The sequence below is a fragment of the Lysinibacillus sp. NPDC093190 genome (assembly GCF_050280425.1).
Lineage (GTDB): Bacteria > Bacillota > Bacilli > Bacillales_A > Planococcaceae > Lysinibacillus.
In genome coordinates, this window is sequence record NZ_JBNNVG010000009.1 from 128,274 (window position 1) to 144,506 (window position 16,233).

The following is a 16,233-nucleotide window of genomic DNA, read 5'->3' on the forward strand; positions in this document are numbered from 1 at the left end:
AAATCTGGCTTTATGGATAGTTGATCTCTCACTTTTTTTTTCGCTATAGTTGGGTTTTTAACTGTCACTTTATGTAGATAAAAAAGATTACTAGGGGGATGCTTATGAGGAAAAGGTATTGGGTGCTTTTTGCGTGTCTTGTTGTAATGCTTTGTGCAGCCTGTAGTGATGATTCTTCAAGTGAAAAAAAATCTGAGTATCGCGTGGTTTATTCAGGGGAAATAAAGACGTTAAATTACTTAAAGACCTCTGAAACCAATGAGTTTGCTATGGCTGCGAACTTGGTCGATGGATTAATTGAGTATGATAAGTATGGTGTTGTACAACCAAGCATAGCCAAAGAATGGTCATCAAATGACGATGCTACAGTTTGGACGTTCAAGCTACGTGACGATGCAAAATGGGTTACTCATGACGGTAAAGAGTATGCGGATGTTGTTGCCCAAGATTTTGTAGATGGCTTACATTATGTGCTTGATGCAAAAAATGAATCATCAACAGCTTGGATTGCTACGGTCGTAAAAAATGGGGAAGCCTTCTATAACGGTGATATGACAGACTTTACGAAGGTTGGCATAAAGGCGATAGATAAACATACAGTAGAATATACTTTAGAAACGCCTACACCTTATTTCCTTTCTATGTTGAACTATGTCTGCTTCTTCCCAGCTAATGGTAAGTTTTTAGCGGAAAAAGGTGATAGTTTTGGTACAACTCGTGAAAATTTCCTTTATAACGGCTCTTATATTTTAGATAAATTTGAACCGCAAAATGAGCGAGTACTTGTGAAAAATGATAAGTATTGGGATAAAGACCATGTACTGATTGATCGTATTCGCTATAAATACAATAAAGAAGCGGCTACAGTGGCACCGGAATTATTTTTACGAGAAGAAGTCGATTCAGCTAGTATACCAACTTCTATTATTGATGAGTGGTTTAAAGATGATAAGAAAAAATCACAAATTCGTCAAACACAAAATAACTTCTATACGTATTTCTATGCATTAAACTTTAACCCGCAGTTTGATGCAGAATACGAGCCTGACAATTGGAAAAAAGCGGTTAATAATAAAGATTTCCGAAAATCATTGTTCCATGCGCTCGACCGTGTATCTGCAATGCTAACTTTAGAACCTTATAATCCAAAAGATTTGCTTAGCAACACGATTACTCCTAAAAACTTTGTCAATGTGGATGGGGTTGACTATACACAGTTAGCACCATTAGCTGATATTTCAAATAACGACTCCTTCAACAAGGAGAAGGCATTGGAGTACAAGGAAAAAGCGAAAAAAGCTCTAGAAGGAAAAGTAACTTTCCCAGTAAAAGTGGTAATGCCTTATAACTCAGGTATGCCAGATTGGGCAAATCGTTCACAAGTGGTTGAACAGCAGATTGAAAAATTATTAGGTACTGATTTTGTAGATATTATCATAGAGGCCGGACCATCCACAGGCTTTTTATCAGAGGTTCGTAAACCTGGTAAATTTGCATTACTCGAAGCAAACTGGGGTCCAGACTATGCTGATCCATCAACGTATACGGATCCATTCACTGTAGATGGTACTTATAATAAACCGGAGCTAGCTGATGGTTATACAGAAGCAAACGGAAAATCAAAATATCAAAACTTAGTGGACGAAGCAAAGACGACGATCGATACAGCAAAACGTTACGAACTGTTTGCCAAAGCAGAAGCCTTCTTAATTGATGAGGCATTTGTCATCCCTTATTCAGTAGGGGGGAGCGGCTATGTTGCTTCTAAATTAAATCCATTTGAAGCTCAATATTCTCCATTTGGTGTGACTTCCGAGAAATTTAAAGGTCAGCAAGTTTTAGACAAACCAATGAGTAACGATGAGTTTAAAGCAGCTTTAGCGAAGTGGGAGCAAGAACGTGCGGATGCGTTAGCTAAAGCAGCGAAATGATAGTTGAAACAATCGGGCATTAGGGCAGTTAATGCTGGAATAAATATTAGGATCATTGCTACATTCAAAAAAAGTCATAAGCGGTGAGTATTGATGAAGGAGATACCGAAAAAACAAGTCGGCATCTCCTTCTGTCTTTCTGAAGAAGGAGGATGAAATGATGCTGAGGTATATAGGGAAACGTTTATTACAATCAGTTTTAACACTATTTATTATTATTACGATTGTTTTTTCATTACTACGTTTAATGCCAGAAGAAGGCTATTTAGGGGCAGCAGCGAATAAAATGTCACCTGCACAACAAGAAGTATATTTAACGAATTTAGGTTTACGTGACCCGTTACTTGTACAATTGGGAAATTTTTACGCTAAGCTGTTTCATGGTGATTTAGGTAAATCCGTTACATATCGGACAGATGTACCAGTCGTCACGATTATTGCAGATAAGATCATGTATTCCTTGCTATTTGGTTTAGGAGCGGTTGTGCTATCTCTTCTAATTGGAGTTCCGCTCGGAATATTGATGGCTCAGATGAAGGGGCGCTGGTTGGACCGCTTAGGGACTGGCTATATTGTCATTATCGTTGCAGTACCAGCCGCCGTCTATTATTTAGTCATTCAAATGTATATTACAGAAATTTTTCATTTACCAATGCTTTTTGATGAGTATAATCCTATTACTTGGATTTTACCACTGACTTCAATGGCGTTAGCACCGACTGCATCATATGCCATGTGGATGAGGAGATATATGGTAGATGAACTCAACAAGGATTATATCAAACTAGCAAGAGCAAAAGGCGTTAAAGAACGTACATTGATGTTTAAACATGTACTACGAAACGCTTTTATTCCGATGGCACAGTATTTACCAGCAACTATTCTTTTTACCATTACAGGTTCCATCTACATTGAATCCTTATATTCCATTCCTGGTATGGGGGGCTTACTCGTAGATGCTATACAACGACAGGATAATACGATTGTACAAGGCTTAGTGCTTGTTTTCTCTTCACTTGGAATTATCGGACTCATTTTAGGTGATATTGCAATGGCCCTTGTTGATCCGCGGATTAAATTGGGGAAAGGGGAGAGTGTACGTTAATGGGAATGTATTCAGAAGAAATAAACAATATTTCAAACAAATCACGTGAAACATTGTTCGAGTTTGCGGAAGTAGATGAACGTCAAGCTGAAGAAACAGCCTATTCTAATTATTCCTATTGGCGTTCAACGTGGAAATCCTTTTTGAAAAATCGCATCGCTGTCTTTTTATTAGTTGGCGTGCTTATTATCGTAGCTTTTACCATTTTACAGCCGTATTTACCAGCGCAAAAATCACCGATTGAAATATATTTAGATGAGCAGACAGGTCTCCAAGCACGTAATATTGCACCAAACGCCGAATTTTGGTTTGGGACAAATTCCATTGGGCAGGATTTATGGTCACGTATTTGGGCAGGGAGCAGGACCTCGTTATTTATTGGCTGTATGGTTGCTTTAGTAGAGGCAATCGTTGGTATTACGGTCGGTACACTTTGGGGCTTTTCGCGTAAATTAGAGGTGCCCATTACACAGCTTTACAACGTCGTTGATAATATACCGACAACGATTGTACTTATTTTAATGTCCTATATTTTGCGGCCAAGTATTTCAACCATTATTATTGCCATGTGTATTACGGGCTGGGTTGAAATGGCGAGATTTATACGCAATCAAATCGTTATTTTACGAGATCGTGAATATAACTTAGCCTCAAAATGTTTAGGAACACCTGATTACCGAATTATATTAAAAAATCTATTACCCTATCTCATTTCTGTCATTATGTTACGAATGAGTCTAGCCATCCCATTTGCAATAGGCTCAGAAGTCTTTTTAACATACATCGGATTAGGCTTACCGATTAGTGAGCCGTCTTTAGGAAATTTAATCAATGAAGGTCGAGTACTCATGATGTCTCCAGAATTAAGATATCAGCTCATTTTTCCAAGTATTGTATTAAGTATGATTACAATCGCATTTTATATTATAGGAAACTCATTTGCAGACGCAGCAGATCCGAAAAATCACGTGTAAAGGGGGATGATGGAAGTGACACAAACTAAATCACCTATTTTAACCATCCAAAACCTTGTTATTAAATTTAAACTTCGTGGCAGAGTGCTAACGGCTATTCGCAATATTTCCCTCGATTTGTACAAAGGTGAAAGTCTTGCAATCGTTGGCGAGTCAGGTTCAGGGAAATCTGTTCTAATGAAATCAATAATGGGATTGCTCGACAAAAATGGCTACATTGATCAGGGGCAGATCATCTACAATGATCGGGATTTAGCGCAGTTTAGAACCGAGCGGGAGTGGCTAAGCATTCGTGGAAAAGAAGTGGCAATGGTTACACAGGATCCAATGACATCATTAAATCCACTTAAAACGATCGGTAAGCAAATCGAGGAATGTGTTCATTTACATCAAGACTTAAAGGGGCAAGTCGCATACGAAGAAACATTAAAATTGTTAAACGATGTTGGCATTCACGATGTAGAAAAGCGCTATAAGCAATATCCTCACGAATTTTCCGGTGGTATGCGTCAACGAATTGTGATCGCTATTGCTCTAGCATGTAAACCAAAAATTTTAATTTGCGATGAGCCGACAACTGCATTAGATGTAACAATCCAAGCACAAATTTTACAGCTTCTAAAAAATCTCCAGCAAAAGTATGGACTAACAACCGTTTATATAACGCATGATTTAGGCGTTGTCGCGAAGGTTGCTGACCGTATTGCAGTGATGTATGCAGGTGATGTCATCGAAATAGGGAAGACGCATGAAATTTTCTTTAATGGTAAGCATCCTTATACATGGGCACTCATTTCTTCTTTACCGCAACTAGGCTCAAAAGGGGAGCAGCTTTATTCTATCAAAGGTACTCCACCAAATCTTTTTCAAGAAATTAAAGGAGATGCCTTTGCTCCTCGCAATCAATATGCGTTAAAGATTGATTTTGTGGAACGTCCACCATTTTTTCAGGTGAGTGACACCCATTATGCTCGTACGTGGCTATTAGATCCACTTGCGCCGAAAGTAGTGCCTCCTGAAGCGCTACAAGCCTTTTTCGAAGAAGGGAGACGATACGCGCATGAGTCATAAAGAAGTAGTAGTTGAGGTAAAAAATTTAAAGGTTGTTTTTGGGAAAGGCAAACATAAATTTATAGCGATAGATGATGTCAGCTTCGATATTTTTAAAGGTGAAACATTTGGTTTAGTAGGTGAATCGGGCTCTGGAAAAACAACAATCGGTAGAGCTATTATGCGTATCAATGAAGTCACTAAAGGACAAATACTGTATCACGGTAAGAAACTAAATGGCAAAATATCGAAAGAGTGGGATCGAGAAATTACACAGAAAATCCAAATGATTTTTCAAGATCCTATGGCATCGCTAAATGAACGCGCAAAGGTAGACTATATTATTTCAGAGGGACTTCTTAATACAAAAAACTTCAAAAATGAGGCAGATCGTCAACAGAAGGTACGCAATGCCTTATTAAATGTAGGATTATTACCGGAGTTTTCTAGTCGCTTCCCGCATGAATTTTCAGGAGGGCAGCGTCAGCGTATCGGCATTGCACGTGCATTAGTAATGGAGCCAGAATTTATTATTGCGGACGAACCAATTTCAGCATTAGACGTATCCATTCGTGCACAAGTATTAAATTTACTAGCAAACCTACAGCAGCAAAATGATTTAACCTATTTATTCATTGCGCATGACTTATCTGTAGTCCGATTTATTACGGACCGAACGGCTGTTATTTATAAAGGTAAAATTGTTGAGCTAGCAGAGACAGATAAGCTGTTTGCTAATCCCCTTCATCCATATACAAGGGCATTATTATCGGCAGTACCTGAGCCAAATCCTTATAAGGAGCGTGACAAAGTCGTAGAAATCTATGATCCGTCACAGCACCGTTATGACATTCAGCCACCGTCATTTATTGAAATAGAAGAAGGTCATTTTGTCTTGGCTAATGAAGAGGAATTGGAGAAATATCGAACTTCACTAAAAATGGAGGTAAATAAATGATTCTTCCAAAGGCATTGAAAAAAGGTGACACGATTGGTCTTATAAGTGCTTCGGGTGCAACCCCACCTGAAAAATTTCTCCCTGCCGTTCAAAGTATTGAAAAGCTAGGTTTTAAGGTTGTTACTGGGGAAACATGTCAGGCGAGGCATGGCTACTTAGCAGGCTCTGATGAATTAAGAGCCTCTGAAGTTAATCAAATGTTTAGGGACTCTAGTATTGACGGCATCTTTTGCATACGTGGAGGTTACGGGGCGACGAAAATTTTACCGCTTCTAGATTTCGATATGATTAAGGCAAACCCAAAAGTATTTGCTGGCTATAGCGATGTAACGGCATTACATATCGCTTTTAACCAACAATGTGGCTTTGTCACGTATCATACACCAATGCCCTCTACAGAATTTATTCGGCCAGAGATGGATGAATATACATGGAAGTCCTTTATCGAAAGTGTGACAGCAACAGAACGTACGGAGTACTGTCTTGAAAATCCACCTGGGCGTACAATGACGACTTTTGTAGCCGGAAATGCAACAGGGCAGCTTATTGGAGGGAACTTAACACTAGTGACGGCATCTCTTGGGACACCTTATGAAATTGATACAAAGGGTAAAATCTTATTTTTAGAAGATGTAGACGAGAGTGAGCAACGAGTTGATCGGATGCTTACGCAACTAAAATTGGCAGGCAAACTAGATGAGGTGGCAGGTATCTTATTAGGAGCTTGGACAAATTGCGGTCCTGAAAATCCAAAACATCCAGAGCATAGCTTATCACTACAAACAATTTTTCAAGAAATTTTAGGTCCACTCAATATACCTATCATTAAGGACATTACTTGCGGTCACTGTTTACCAACGATGTCCCTGCCACTAGGTCGAACTATAACAATGGACACGGAGAATCAGATGATAAAAGTTATAGAGTAGGTGAAATATGAAGCAAACGATTACACAGATCCTTCAAAAAGCTCCCGATAAAGTGCATATGTTTGTGAAAGATTGTAAGACTGAGCATTTTTTCATAAATGAAAAGCTAGAAGACACGTTTTCCAGTGCTAGCCTAATTAAGGTGCCTATACTGCTTGCTGTTCTGAATTATGTAGAAAGCAACAACCTATCATTAGAGCAAGAGATTAAGATAGCACCAGAAGAATGGGTGGATTTTAGTGTTATTAGTGAGCAACGCCTAGAGCAAAGTACCATCTATGAGCTTTTAGTATGGATGATTATAACGAGTGATAATACAGCAACAAATGTACTAATCAATTTTCTAGGGATGGAGGCACTCAATCAATATTTTCGTCAAATTGGATTACTGCAAACAACAATTCAACGAAAGATGATGGATTTTGAGAGGCTTGCAAAAGGCTTAGATAATACTACGACGGCAAGTGATATGGCACTGCTTTTCTCAAGAATTTATCGCAGGGACTTGTTATCATCAGCATTTAGTGAACTAACGCTAGAGATTTTAAGTCGTCAACGTGTACACGAATCACTAAAGCGTTATTTAGTAGATGATGTGAAACTTGCTCATAAAACAGGTGGTCTTGATACGGTAGATCATGATGTTGGGATTGTGTACAGCAGCTCTGGGGATTATCTTATTGGCGTTTTCGTCACTGAGGTTACTAACAATGATCATGCAAGACAGCTAATTGGTCGAATATCCAAAGTTGTTTATGATTATTTGGTGAAGCGGAAGGAGATGATAGAATGAATGCCATTGTAACGTCAATGATTGCAAATTTACACGCAAAGCCAGATGCAGCCTCAGAATTAGTGGATGAGGTACTATACGGAATGACGGTGCAAATCATGGAAGACATAGACGAGAGCTGGGTACGCATCCAAACTGCTTATCGCTATGAAGGTTATTGCCAGAAGGATAACTTACTAGTGGATGATGCCAAAATGGACACCTGGCTACAAGAAGCAAACCATTTTATTAGCCAAAGCTTCGCCGATGTTTTACAGCAGCCTCGAATCCAGAGCACGAAAATGATGACGCTCGTTAAAGGCTCAATCATCTGTTCGATTACTATTGACGAGATAGATCCTGAATGGGTAGCAGTGCAATTAGTGGCGGGTGAGATCGGCTATGTACGTAGGCAATGGCTACAAGAAAAAATTCCAGAAAACAGCTTATCTGAGCAAAAATTACGAGAAAATGTTGTCCAAACGGCGCTTAGCTATTTAGCAACACCTTATCGCTGGGGAGGAAAATCGCCACTAGGTATCGATTGCTCAGGTCTATGTTCAATGGCATATATGCTAAATGGGGTATATATTTATCGCGATGCCAAAATCGTTGAAGGTTTTCCTATCAAGGAAATAGCTCTAGAGCACATACAAAAGGGAGACTTATTATACTTCCCAGGACATATTGCTTTATATATAGGCGACAACCTTTATGTACATTCTTCGCTTGGCGGGAATGAGGTAAATATTAATAGTCTAGACGACCAGCATCAGCAATATCGAAAAGATTTGGCAACAACTATTACCGCTGTGGGTAGCTTGTTCAAATAAAAAGGGGCTCATCACCAAAAGTTGTGGATGACATTTGTTAAAACGTATGCCATTTATCTTCATTCAGAGGTTGGAGACATCTATACCTGTCACTTTGCTTTCGTTACAAAAAACATCTGTAACTGCCGTTTCACTTACGTTACAAAAAACATCTGTACTTGACGCCTAGCTTTCGGTACAAAGATATAGAAACAGTGATTGACAGATTAATAAGTTAGTAATAAAAAATCTCCATGTCAAAAATTGCACATGGAGATTTTTTACATTAATATTTATAAATATTTAATTGTTGGCCGGCTTCAATTCTATCAGATCGAAGCTGATTCCATTGTTTAATGGATGTAACTTTAACATTATGAGCCTCTGCAATATGCATAAGAGAGTCACCATCAGCTACGGTAATTGTTTTTTTATCTTTGACAGGACTGTCATACTGTTGTAAGTCATACTTTGCTATCACGGCATTAAGCTTTTCATTGTATTGTGAATCTGTTGCATAGGATCCTGTTAAAAACTTCGTAGCATCTGTATAGGATTTTGTATTGCTTCTAAAAACTCCTGCATAGAAATTTTTGTTCCAGGAAACTCCATTACGCATTAATTTAACATAATCTTGTATGGAAGCCTCATAGGAAGGATATTTGCGAAATTCAGCCATCACTCTAGTCATATTACCTGAACCATCATCCTCAGATGTTTCAAATGTAACGGAGTTATTTTGGTAACTACCTTTCATACCAAATAAATTGTTATTTGGAGCAGATCCAAGGCCACTTTGTCCATGCTCACTTTCTAAAACGGCTTGCGCAATGATAATTGATGCATACAAATCATTTTCAGCACCTTGTTTCCGAGCAATTTCAGCAATAGCGCCAATAAACTCTTCTACACTAGGGCGATTATCGACAACGACAGACTCTTCAGTTTCATTAGTATTGAAAAGCTGCGTCACCATAAAAAACGAAATACAGATAACAATAACAGTAATCATAAGTCCTTTTAAAAAATTAATAAAGTATTTCATTGTCATTGATGTTGGTAGATTACAACATCTCCCTCCTTTCTTTTCAATAACGAGGTTCATATATTTCTAATTATACAGAGTCATAAATAGAAATAAAGTCAGGACTATTTTTATAGAGTACATTATTTATAGAACGAAAAAACCCCTCATTTAGTTCCTCAATTTCCAGCATAATTAGAAATGAAAGGTGATTAGATGCAATAGTTACTTAAAAAACAAAAATGGTATTATTAGCATTTCTGAAGCTATTAATTTCGAAAGGAAATCTTTATTGAAGATTATTTATTCGTACTCAAAAACAGTATACGATTTTCTATGGAAATTATGAGACAAATAGAGTAGAGCGTCAAGAGGACCAACGTCTTGATATAAAACAAAAAAATAAGTTTGAAATGACTTAGGATAGTGAAATATATATAGGTACATGATGAATCTTTAAATAGTGTTAGTTCTAGACCTACTTTGCTTAACGTATATGAAATGAAGAGGATTAAAATAGTAATTTATTTCTATATTAAAACTTTAAGTCTATGTATATATTGTTATCAAAACGGTCAAGGTGATCTTTGTAAATGTTGAAGGTGATTTCCGTTCCATTCTAAGTGGAGTAGTTGATTGAAGTAAATCGATACGGCTCATCGGATGCCCCAGGAAAGCGCCCAGTCGGAACGGAAATCAACCCCCTCATTTTATAGTTTATCAACAATATGTATTTACATTTAATATAGTGATTTTACGCAAAAGAGTGTGTGATTATTGAGGAGCATTATTAAAAGGAGCTTATACGATGATAGCATTTGAAAATGTCACAAAAAAATATGTAAATGATCAAGTCGCAGTAAAAGCTATTAATTTAAAGATCAATAAGGGAGAATTTTTTGTTCTTATTGGACCTAGTGGTTGTGGAAAAACAACATTATTAAAGATGATTAATCGATTAATTCATTTAACAGAAGGTACCATTCGAATTAACGGTAAAAGAATTAGTGATTACAACATTCATGAATTGCGGTGGAATATTGGCTATGTCCTTCAACAGATTGCACTTTTTCCCCATATGACGATTGAAGAAAATATAGCTGTTGTACCTGAATTGAAGAAATGGAATAAACCACAAATCCAGCAACGAGTTTGCGAGTTATTGGATATGGTTGGGCTTGAACCAGATAAATATAGTCAGCGTAAGCCTAAAGAGCTTTCTGGTGGTGAGCAACAAAGGGTCGGTGTTGTTCGTGCATTAGCAGCTGATCCCGAAATCATTTTAATGGATGAGCCTTTTAGTGCTTTAGATCCGATTAGCCGCACAAAATTACAAGATGATCTTCTTGAACTTCAGCAAACGATACAAAAAACAATTGTCTTTGTTTCGCACGATATGCAAGAGGCCTTAAAACTTGGTGATCGCATATGTGTAATGAAGGATGGAGAGATTGTACAGATTGGTACTCCACGTGAAATCATAGAAAATCCTGTTAATAATTTTGTTCGAGAATTTATTGGGGTAACAGAGTATGGGATGAATACATTCAATATCCAAGCTGTAATCGAACCAATAGCTGATGAAGATAATCAAAGAAATCGGGAGAACACCATTTCTTCCAAAGATTCTTTGCATACCATTCTTCAAAAATTAGCTCATGATGAATGTTTAGGTGTGGAAGATAACGGGGAAATAATTGGCGTTGTCACAAGAGCATCGATGCTTCAGTATTTAGCGCAAGATTCCTTAGAAAGAGGTAATATAAATGGCTAATTTTTTGGGAGTGTTTAGCGAACGAAAAGGCCAACTATTGGCATCTTTATTAGAGCACATTCAAATTTCCTTCATCGCACTATTTTTTGCAGTGGTGATTGCTATTCCTCTAGGAATCTATTTAACGAATAAAAAGAAAATAGCAGAAAGTATTATTGGTATTAGTGCAGTTTTACAAACGATTCCTTCATTAGCGTTATTAGGGCTACTGATTCCATTGTTTGGCATTGGAAAAGTACCTGCAATTATTGCCTTAGTTGTGTATGCACTTCTTCCGATTTTACGTAATACATTTACTGGGATAAACGAAGTAGATCCTTCTTTAAAAGAGGCAGCGATGGCTATGGGGATGAATACGCGAAAGCGATTAGTGAAAGTAGAATTGCCTCTTGCTATGCCTGTTATCATGGCGGGGATTCGAACAGCTATGGTATTAATCGTCGGAACGGCAACTTTAGCAGCATTAATCGGAGCTGGGGGTTTAGGGGATATCATTTTGCTTGGTATTGACCGAAATAATACAGCACTTATTATTTTAGGGGCTGTTCCTGCGGCGATTTTAGCATTAGTGTTCGACTTTTTACTTAAAAAGCTAGAATCACTTTCCTTTAAAAAAACAATGACAGCATTGAGTATTATTAGTGTAGTGGCCTTATTAATGATGATCTTCCCGTTGTTAAACTTCAAAGAGAAAGAAGAAATTGTTATCGCAGGTAAGCTTGGCTCTGAGCCAGAGATTCTAATTAATATGTATAAATTGCTTATTGAGAATGAAACAGACTTAAAGGTGCAATTAAAACCTGGGCTTGGTAAGACTTCCTTTGTATTTAATGCACTTAAATCTGGTAGCATCGATATTTATCCAGAATTTACTGGTACGGCAATTTCAGAGTTTTTAAAAGAGGAAGCCATCAATAATAATCAGGAAGATGTTTATCATCAGGCGAAAGAAGGCATGATAAATAAATTTGGTATGGTGATGCTTAGTCCAATGAAATATAACAATACGTATGCATTGGCAGTATCAAAGGAAATGGCTGAAACCTATCATTTGCAAACAATTTCTGACATTAAGCCTATTCAAGAAACGATAAAAGCCGGTTTCACCTTGGAATTTAATGATCGAGAAGATGGTTATTTAGGCATTCAAAAGCGTTATGGTATTACACTTTCTAACATAACAACAATGGAGCCAAAGCTTAGATATCAGGCGATCGAATCAGGAAATATAGATTTACTAGATGCTTATTCAACGGATAGTGAAATACGTCAATATAATCTACAAGTTTTAACAGATGATCAGCAACTATTCCCACCTTATCAAGGAGCTCCTTTACTAAGGGAAGAGACGTTAAAGAAATATCCTGAGATTGAAACAGCCTTAAATAAGCTGGCAAATCAAATAACAGATGATGAGATGCGCGAAATGAATTATCGAGTAAATGTAGAAGGCCAAAACATAGAAGACGTGGCACGCGAATATTTAATAAAAGCAGGACTGCTGTAAGACGAAAATCATATGGTACAAGAAGCTAGAAAAGAGATGCTTATCTTTTATCTAGCTTTTTTTTGTTAGTTATTATCATAGATATTAAAAAGAGAATTATATACAACGAAACGACAGCAAAGTTAAAAAAACATGATTTTACATGCGACTATGTTCTTGGGTATATTATACTTATTTTCTGAAAACTAAGAGCGATACAGTTTTTTTAGTACATTAATAATTATTATTCAAAGAAAATAACTCAAAAAAGAACGAATATGGAAAATAATTGAAAATAAAAAATAGAATTGAATTATTCAATAAACAATATATGGATGGTCATTACATCGATAGTATAATTTCTTCCAGTACAAGTTGTTTTTGGACCTAAATGTGGATTAAAATGGGTATCAGCTCAATTTAAAAAGACAAATTTTGGAGGGGAAAATGAAAAAAAGTTTATTTTTAATGTCTTCGCTAATTTTATCAACTTCAATTATTCTTAGTGGCTGTGGAAAAAGCGCGGACGAAACAAAAAAAGACGATGAACCAAAGAAAACACAGGAAGAAAAAGGAAAAGATAAAGATAAAGTCCAAAAGGAAGAACCTAAAAAAGATCAAGATTCAACTAAAGGATCAGCTGACTTTGCTTCTTTAATTTCTTATATGGAAAAAGAAACTCAAGGGAAAACTAAAGTTCTTTTTGAAAACAATGAACCACAAGTACATAAAATGGAGAATGTTTCAATTTCGCTTGATGCATATTCGGTAGTAGAATTAAAAGATTTCCACACAGACTTTAATATTCCATTTGGTGAACAAACAAACGGTGGTGTCATTTTAGCAAAATATACAGTGAAGAATGACATGGATAAAGATGTGTATTACATGCCTACTTTAGACGCTACATTCACGGGTGCAACTAAAGATTATACGAATGATAAGTATTTAATTCCTGAAGAAGATCAATTACCAACAAAACTAAGCTATAAAACAGATTATTTGCTAAAAGCGGGTGAAGAGGTAACGGGATATATCGCTTATCCATTCGGTGAAACAGATTTAGCAAAAATCAATGAACTTGGTACAGTAACAGTAAAGGTATCAAAACCGTTTACTGAAAAAGAAAAGTATGACACTACTATTGGTTCGGATGGAAGATTTAATCTTGCTTTAAATACGGATGGTTCGAAAAAAGTAGCAAGTAATTCGTCATTTTATCAAGATAAAGTAACAATGGATAATATGGGCGAAAAGACGATGTTGAAGGAAAAAAGCGACATCAATGAAAGTAAGAAAATAGGGAATGTAAATGCTATTCTAGAAGGGTACCAATTTACAAAATTTACACCTAATGAAGTGGAAGCTCCTCGTTTCTCTAATTTCACAAATGGTGTCACTTTATTAACAGTGAAATTTAAGCTGGAAAATAAAGCGTCAAGTGAAATTGGCTTATCGTCTATGTCTTCGAAATTGACAGTTAATGATGGCAAGCAATATTCATTAAGCGAAGGTATGCTATTAAATTACAATTATAATGAAGTTATTAAAGCTGGCGAAACTGGCGAGCTATTACAAGTATTCGTATTAGATCAAGAACAATATGAGAAAATTTGGAAAGACAAAGCCTTTGACATCGAATTAGGTCCTATCCGAAATAAAGGAGCAGAGGATACTTCAAAAGGTAAAAAAGAAACGTTTACATTACCGAAATAAAATGCAGGAGCCCTCTCACAATTTGAGAGGGTTTTAGCTTGGCGGCAAAAGAATAAAAAAATGTGTAGCTATAAGCAAAGGCTGATTTTCACTCCGAGTTGGTGCTTTCCGCGGGAGGAGCATCAATCTTTCCATCATTAGTATTAGGGCTTTCATGTGAGAGCTGTACGTTTTTCTAAGTTAAAGCGATATGTAAGGTATGGGTGGGCTCTCAACCTAGAAATATTATAGAGCATATAGAGCATGAGGAATACTAGAGACTTGAAAAGTGAATGATAATCGGGTCTCAATTTTTTTAGCATTGTAATTGACGATGTGAAATAAGAGCTATAAAATAAAAAAGACCGTCCAGACGGTTTTTTATGCTTTTCTAGGGGGCGATTTTATGTCATCAAAAGCAGATTTAAAACGTTCACATATTATCCAAACAGCGATTCAATATTTAAAGGACAATGATCTAAGTACTTTAACTTTAGATAAAATTGCTTGTAGGGCGAACATTAGTAAGGGTGGATTACTGTATCATTATAATACGAAGGATGCCCTTCAATCAGCAATCGCTGAAACGATTTTGAACGAAGTTATACAATCCTATGAACATTTAGCAAGCCTTGAGCAAGGAACAGGGAGATTAACGAGAGCATTTATTTTAGCTTCTCAAAAAGATCTTGCGAGTGGGGCGGCTTTAAATATTGCGATTCAAATTATGCAAAACGACCATTCATCCATCTCAACAGTTTATGAATGTTTACTAGTAGAGTTGTTTCAAGATGGCTTGGAGGAATCCGTTGTTCATTTGATTCGGTTAACGATTGATGGATTGTATTATTCAAAACTATTAAATATCGCACCGATTTCCGCTAAGGCAGCAGACGGTGTCTTTGAGCAATTAATGCACATGACAAGGAAGGACTAACATACATGAGTGCTTTTGGTTTTTTATTCATTTCAATTATCTCAGAAGTTTTTGCAAGCTCGATGCTGAAACTTACAAATGGCTTTAAACGATTATTCCCTTCAATTGGTGTAGTGGTTGGATATGGAATGGCTTTTTATTTCTTTTCTCTAACATTACAATCTTTAGCAATTGGCACTGCGTATGCGATTTGGGCAGGGATAGGAACGGCGCTAACGGCGATAATCGGTGTAGTCTTTTATAAGGAATTGTTCAATCTAAAAAAACTTATGGGTATTCTATTAATTATTGTCGGTGTGGTTATTCTTAACCTTGCTGGTAGCGAACATTAAGGAGGAATTTGTAATGAAGGGTTATCTTTTTTAGCGTTATCCATTGTCAGCGAGGTAATTGCAACAACGATGCTTAAGTTTTCAGAAGCATTTACAATTCTAGGTCCATCCATAGCTGTCGCAGTAGGATATGGCATTTCGTTTTATTCATTGTCCATATGCTTAAAAACGTTACCATTAAGCCTTGCATATGCCATTTGGTCTGGCATAGGTACAGCATTAACAGTCATTGTAGGTATCGTTGTATGGGGAGATATTTTTAATCTTTATTCAGCGATCGGAATTACACTGATTATTGGTGGAGTTATTCTGCTAAATCAGGGAGACCATCATAATGCGACAACATAACGTCTAAAAAGAAACATACTAAGATTAGTAGTACAAACCAAGGCCATGGTTTGTGCTACTATTTTATTTAGTAGAAGTGAAGAAAAGTCGACCAGCCTCTGGGATC

At 36.8% G+C, this 16,233-nt stretch carries 15 protein-coding genes; 14 read left to right on the forward strand and 1 reads right to left on the reverse strand.

Going from position 1 to position 16,233, the window contains the following annotated elements; translation table 11 throughout:
- The first annotated feature begins 104 nt into the window (after window positions 1–104).
- The 8 genes from ACQKOF_RS09860 to ACQKOF_RS09895 all read left to right on the forward strand — a co-directional run bounded on the left by ACQKOF_RS09860 (window position 105) and on the right by ACQKOF_RS09895 (window position 8,552).
- On the forward strand, window positions 105–1,931 hold the full coding sequence (locus ACQKOF_RS09860) for a peptide ABC transporter substrate-binding protein (protein WP_427556075.1): 1,827 nt from the start codon (window positions 105–107) through the stop codon (window positions 1,929–1,931).
- A 157-nt stretch (window positions 1,932–2,088) separates the two neighbouring features.
- The gene (locus ACQKOF_RS09865) at window positions 2,089–3,036 is read left to right on the forward strand and encodes an ABC transporter permease (protein WP_427556078.1); all 948 of its coding nucleotides are present in this window, start codon (window positions 2,089–2,091) and stop codon (window positions 3,034–3,036) included.
- A complete protein-coding gene (locus ACQKOF_RS09870; RefSeq protein ID WP_427556080.1) occupies window positions 3,036–4,010 on the forward strand; it encodes an ABC transporter permease in 975 nt (324 codons plus the stop codon). The genes ACQKOF_RS09865 and ACQKOF_RS09870 overlap by 1 nt, the downstream gene beginning before the upstream one ends.
- Window positions 4,011–4,016: 6 nt before the next feature.
- Window positions 4,017–5,081: an ABC transporter ATP-binding protein gene (locus tag ACQKOF_RS09875; RefSeq protein WP_427556083.1), complete on the forward strand. Its 1,065-nt coding sequence runs from the start codon at window positions 4,017–4,019 to the stop codon at window positions 5,079–5,081.
- The gene (locus ACQKOF_RS09880; RefSeq protein WP_427556085.1) at window positions 5,071–6,018 is read left to right on the forward strand and encodes an ATP-binding cassette domain-containing protein; all 948 of its coding nucleotides are present in this window, start codon (window positions 5,071–5,073) and stop codon (window positions 6,016–6,018) included. The genes ACQKOF_RS09875 and ACQKOF_RS09880 overlap by 11 nt, the downstream gene beginning before the upstream one ends.
- A complete protein-coding gene (locus ACQKOF_RS09885) occupies window positions 6,015–6,947 on the forward strand; it encodes a S66 peptidase family protein (protein WP_427556088.1) in 933 nt (310 codons plus the stop codon). The genes ACQKOF_RS09880 and ACQKOF_RS09885 overlap by 4 nt, the downstream gene beginning before the upstream one ends.
- 7 nt (window positions 6,948–6,954) lie before the next feature.
- Window positions 6,955–7,740: a serine hydrolase gene (locus ACQKOF_RS09890; RefSeq protein ID WP_427556091.1), complete on the forward strand. Its 786-nt coding sequence runs from the start codon at window positions 6,955–6,957 to the stop codon at window positions 7,738–7,740.
- Entirely contained in the window at window positions 7,737–8,552 is an 816-nt protein-coding gene (locus ACQKOF_RS09895; RefSeq protein ID WP_427556094.1) for an NlpC/P60 family protein, read from the forward strand. The genes ACQKOF_RS09890 and ACQKOF_RS09895 overlap by 4 nt, the downstream gene beginning before the upstream one ends.
- Before the next feature lie 265 nt (window positions 8,553–8,817).
- On the opposite strand, the gene ACQKOF_RS09900 is transcribed toward ACQKOF_RS09895, so the two are convergent.
- Window positions 8,818–9,543: a glucosaminidase domain-containing protein gene (locus tag ACQKOF_RS09900; RefSeq protein ID WP_427556096.1), complete on the reverse strand. Its 726-nt coding sequence runs from the start codon at window positions 9,541–9,543 to the stop codon at window positions 8,818–8,820.
- 820 nt (window positions 9,544–10,363) lie between these two features.
- Between ACQKOF_RS09900 and ACQKOF_RS09905 the strand changes: the two genes are divergently transcribed.
- The 6 genes from ACQKOF_RS09905 to ACQKOF_RS09930 all read left to right on the forward strand — a co-directional run bounded on the left by ACQKOF_RS09905 (window position 10,364) and on the right by ACQKOF_RS09930 (window position 16,127).
- Entirely contained in the window at window positions 10,364–11,329 is a 966-nt protein-coding gene (locus ACQKOF_RS09905; protein WP_427556099.1) for an ABC transporter ATP-binding protein, read from the forward strand.
- On the forward strand, window positions 11,322–12,836 hold the full coding sequence (opuFB, locus tag ACQKOF_RS09910; protein ID WP_427556101.1) for an osmoprotectant update ABC transporter permease/substrate-binding subunit OpuFB: 1,515 nt from the start codon (window positions 11,322–11,324) through the stop codon (window positions 12,834–12,836). The genes ACQKOF_RS09905 and opuFB overlap by 8 nt, the downstream gene beginning before the upstream one ends.
- A 426-nt stretch (window positions 12,837–13,262) precedes the next feature.
- Entirely contained in the window at window positions 13,263–14,531 is a 1,269-nt protein-coding gene (locus ACQKOF_RS09915) for a DUF5068 domain-containing protein (RefSeq protein ID WP_427556104.1), read from the forward strand.
- 385 nt (window positions 14,532–14,916) lie between these two features.
- Window positions 14,917–15,447 carry a TetR/AcrR family transcriptional regulator gene (locus ACQKOF_RS09920; RefSeq protein WP_427556107.1) on the forward strand — a complete coding sequence of 177 codons (531 nt, stop codon included), beginning with the start codon at window positions 14,917–14,919 and terminating at the stop codon, window positions 15,445–15,447.
- Between the two features lie 5 nt (window positions 15,448–15,452).
- A complete protein-coding gene (locus ACQKOF_RS09925) occupies window positions 15,453–15,779 on the forward strand; it encodes a DMT family transporter (protein ID WP_427556109.1) in 327 nt (108 codons plus the stop codon).
- A gap of 69 nt (window positions 15,780–15,848) precedes the next feature.
- On the forward strand, window positions 15,849–16,127 hold the full coding sequence (locus tag ACQKOF_RS09930) for a DMT family transporter (protein ID WP_427556111.1): 279 nt from the start codon (window positions 15,849–15,851) through the stop codon (window positions 16,125–16,127).
- The last annotated feature ends 106 nt before the right edge of the window (window positions 16,128–16,233 follow it).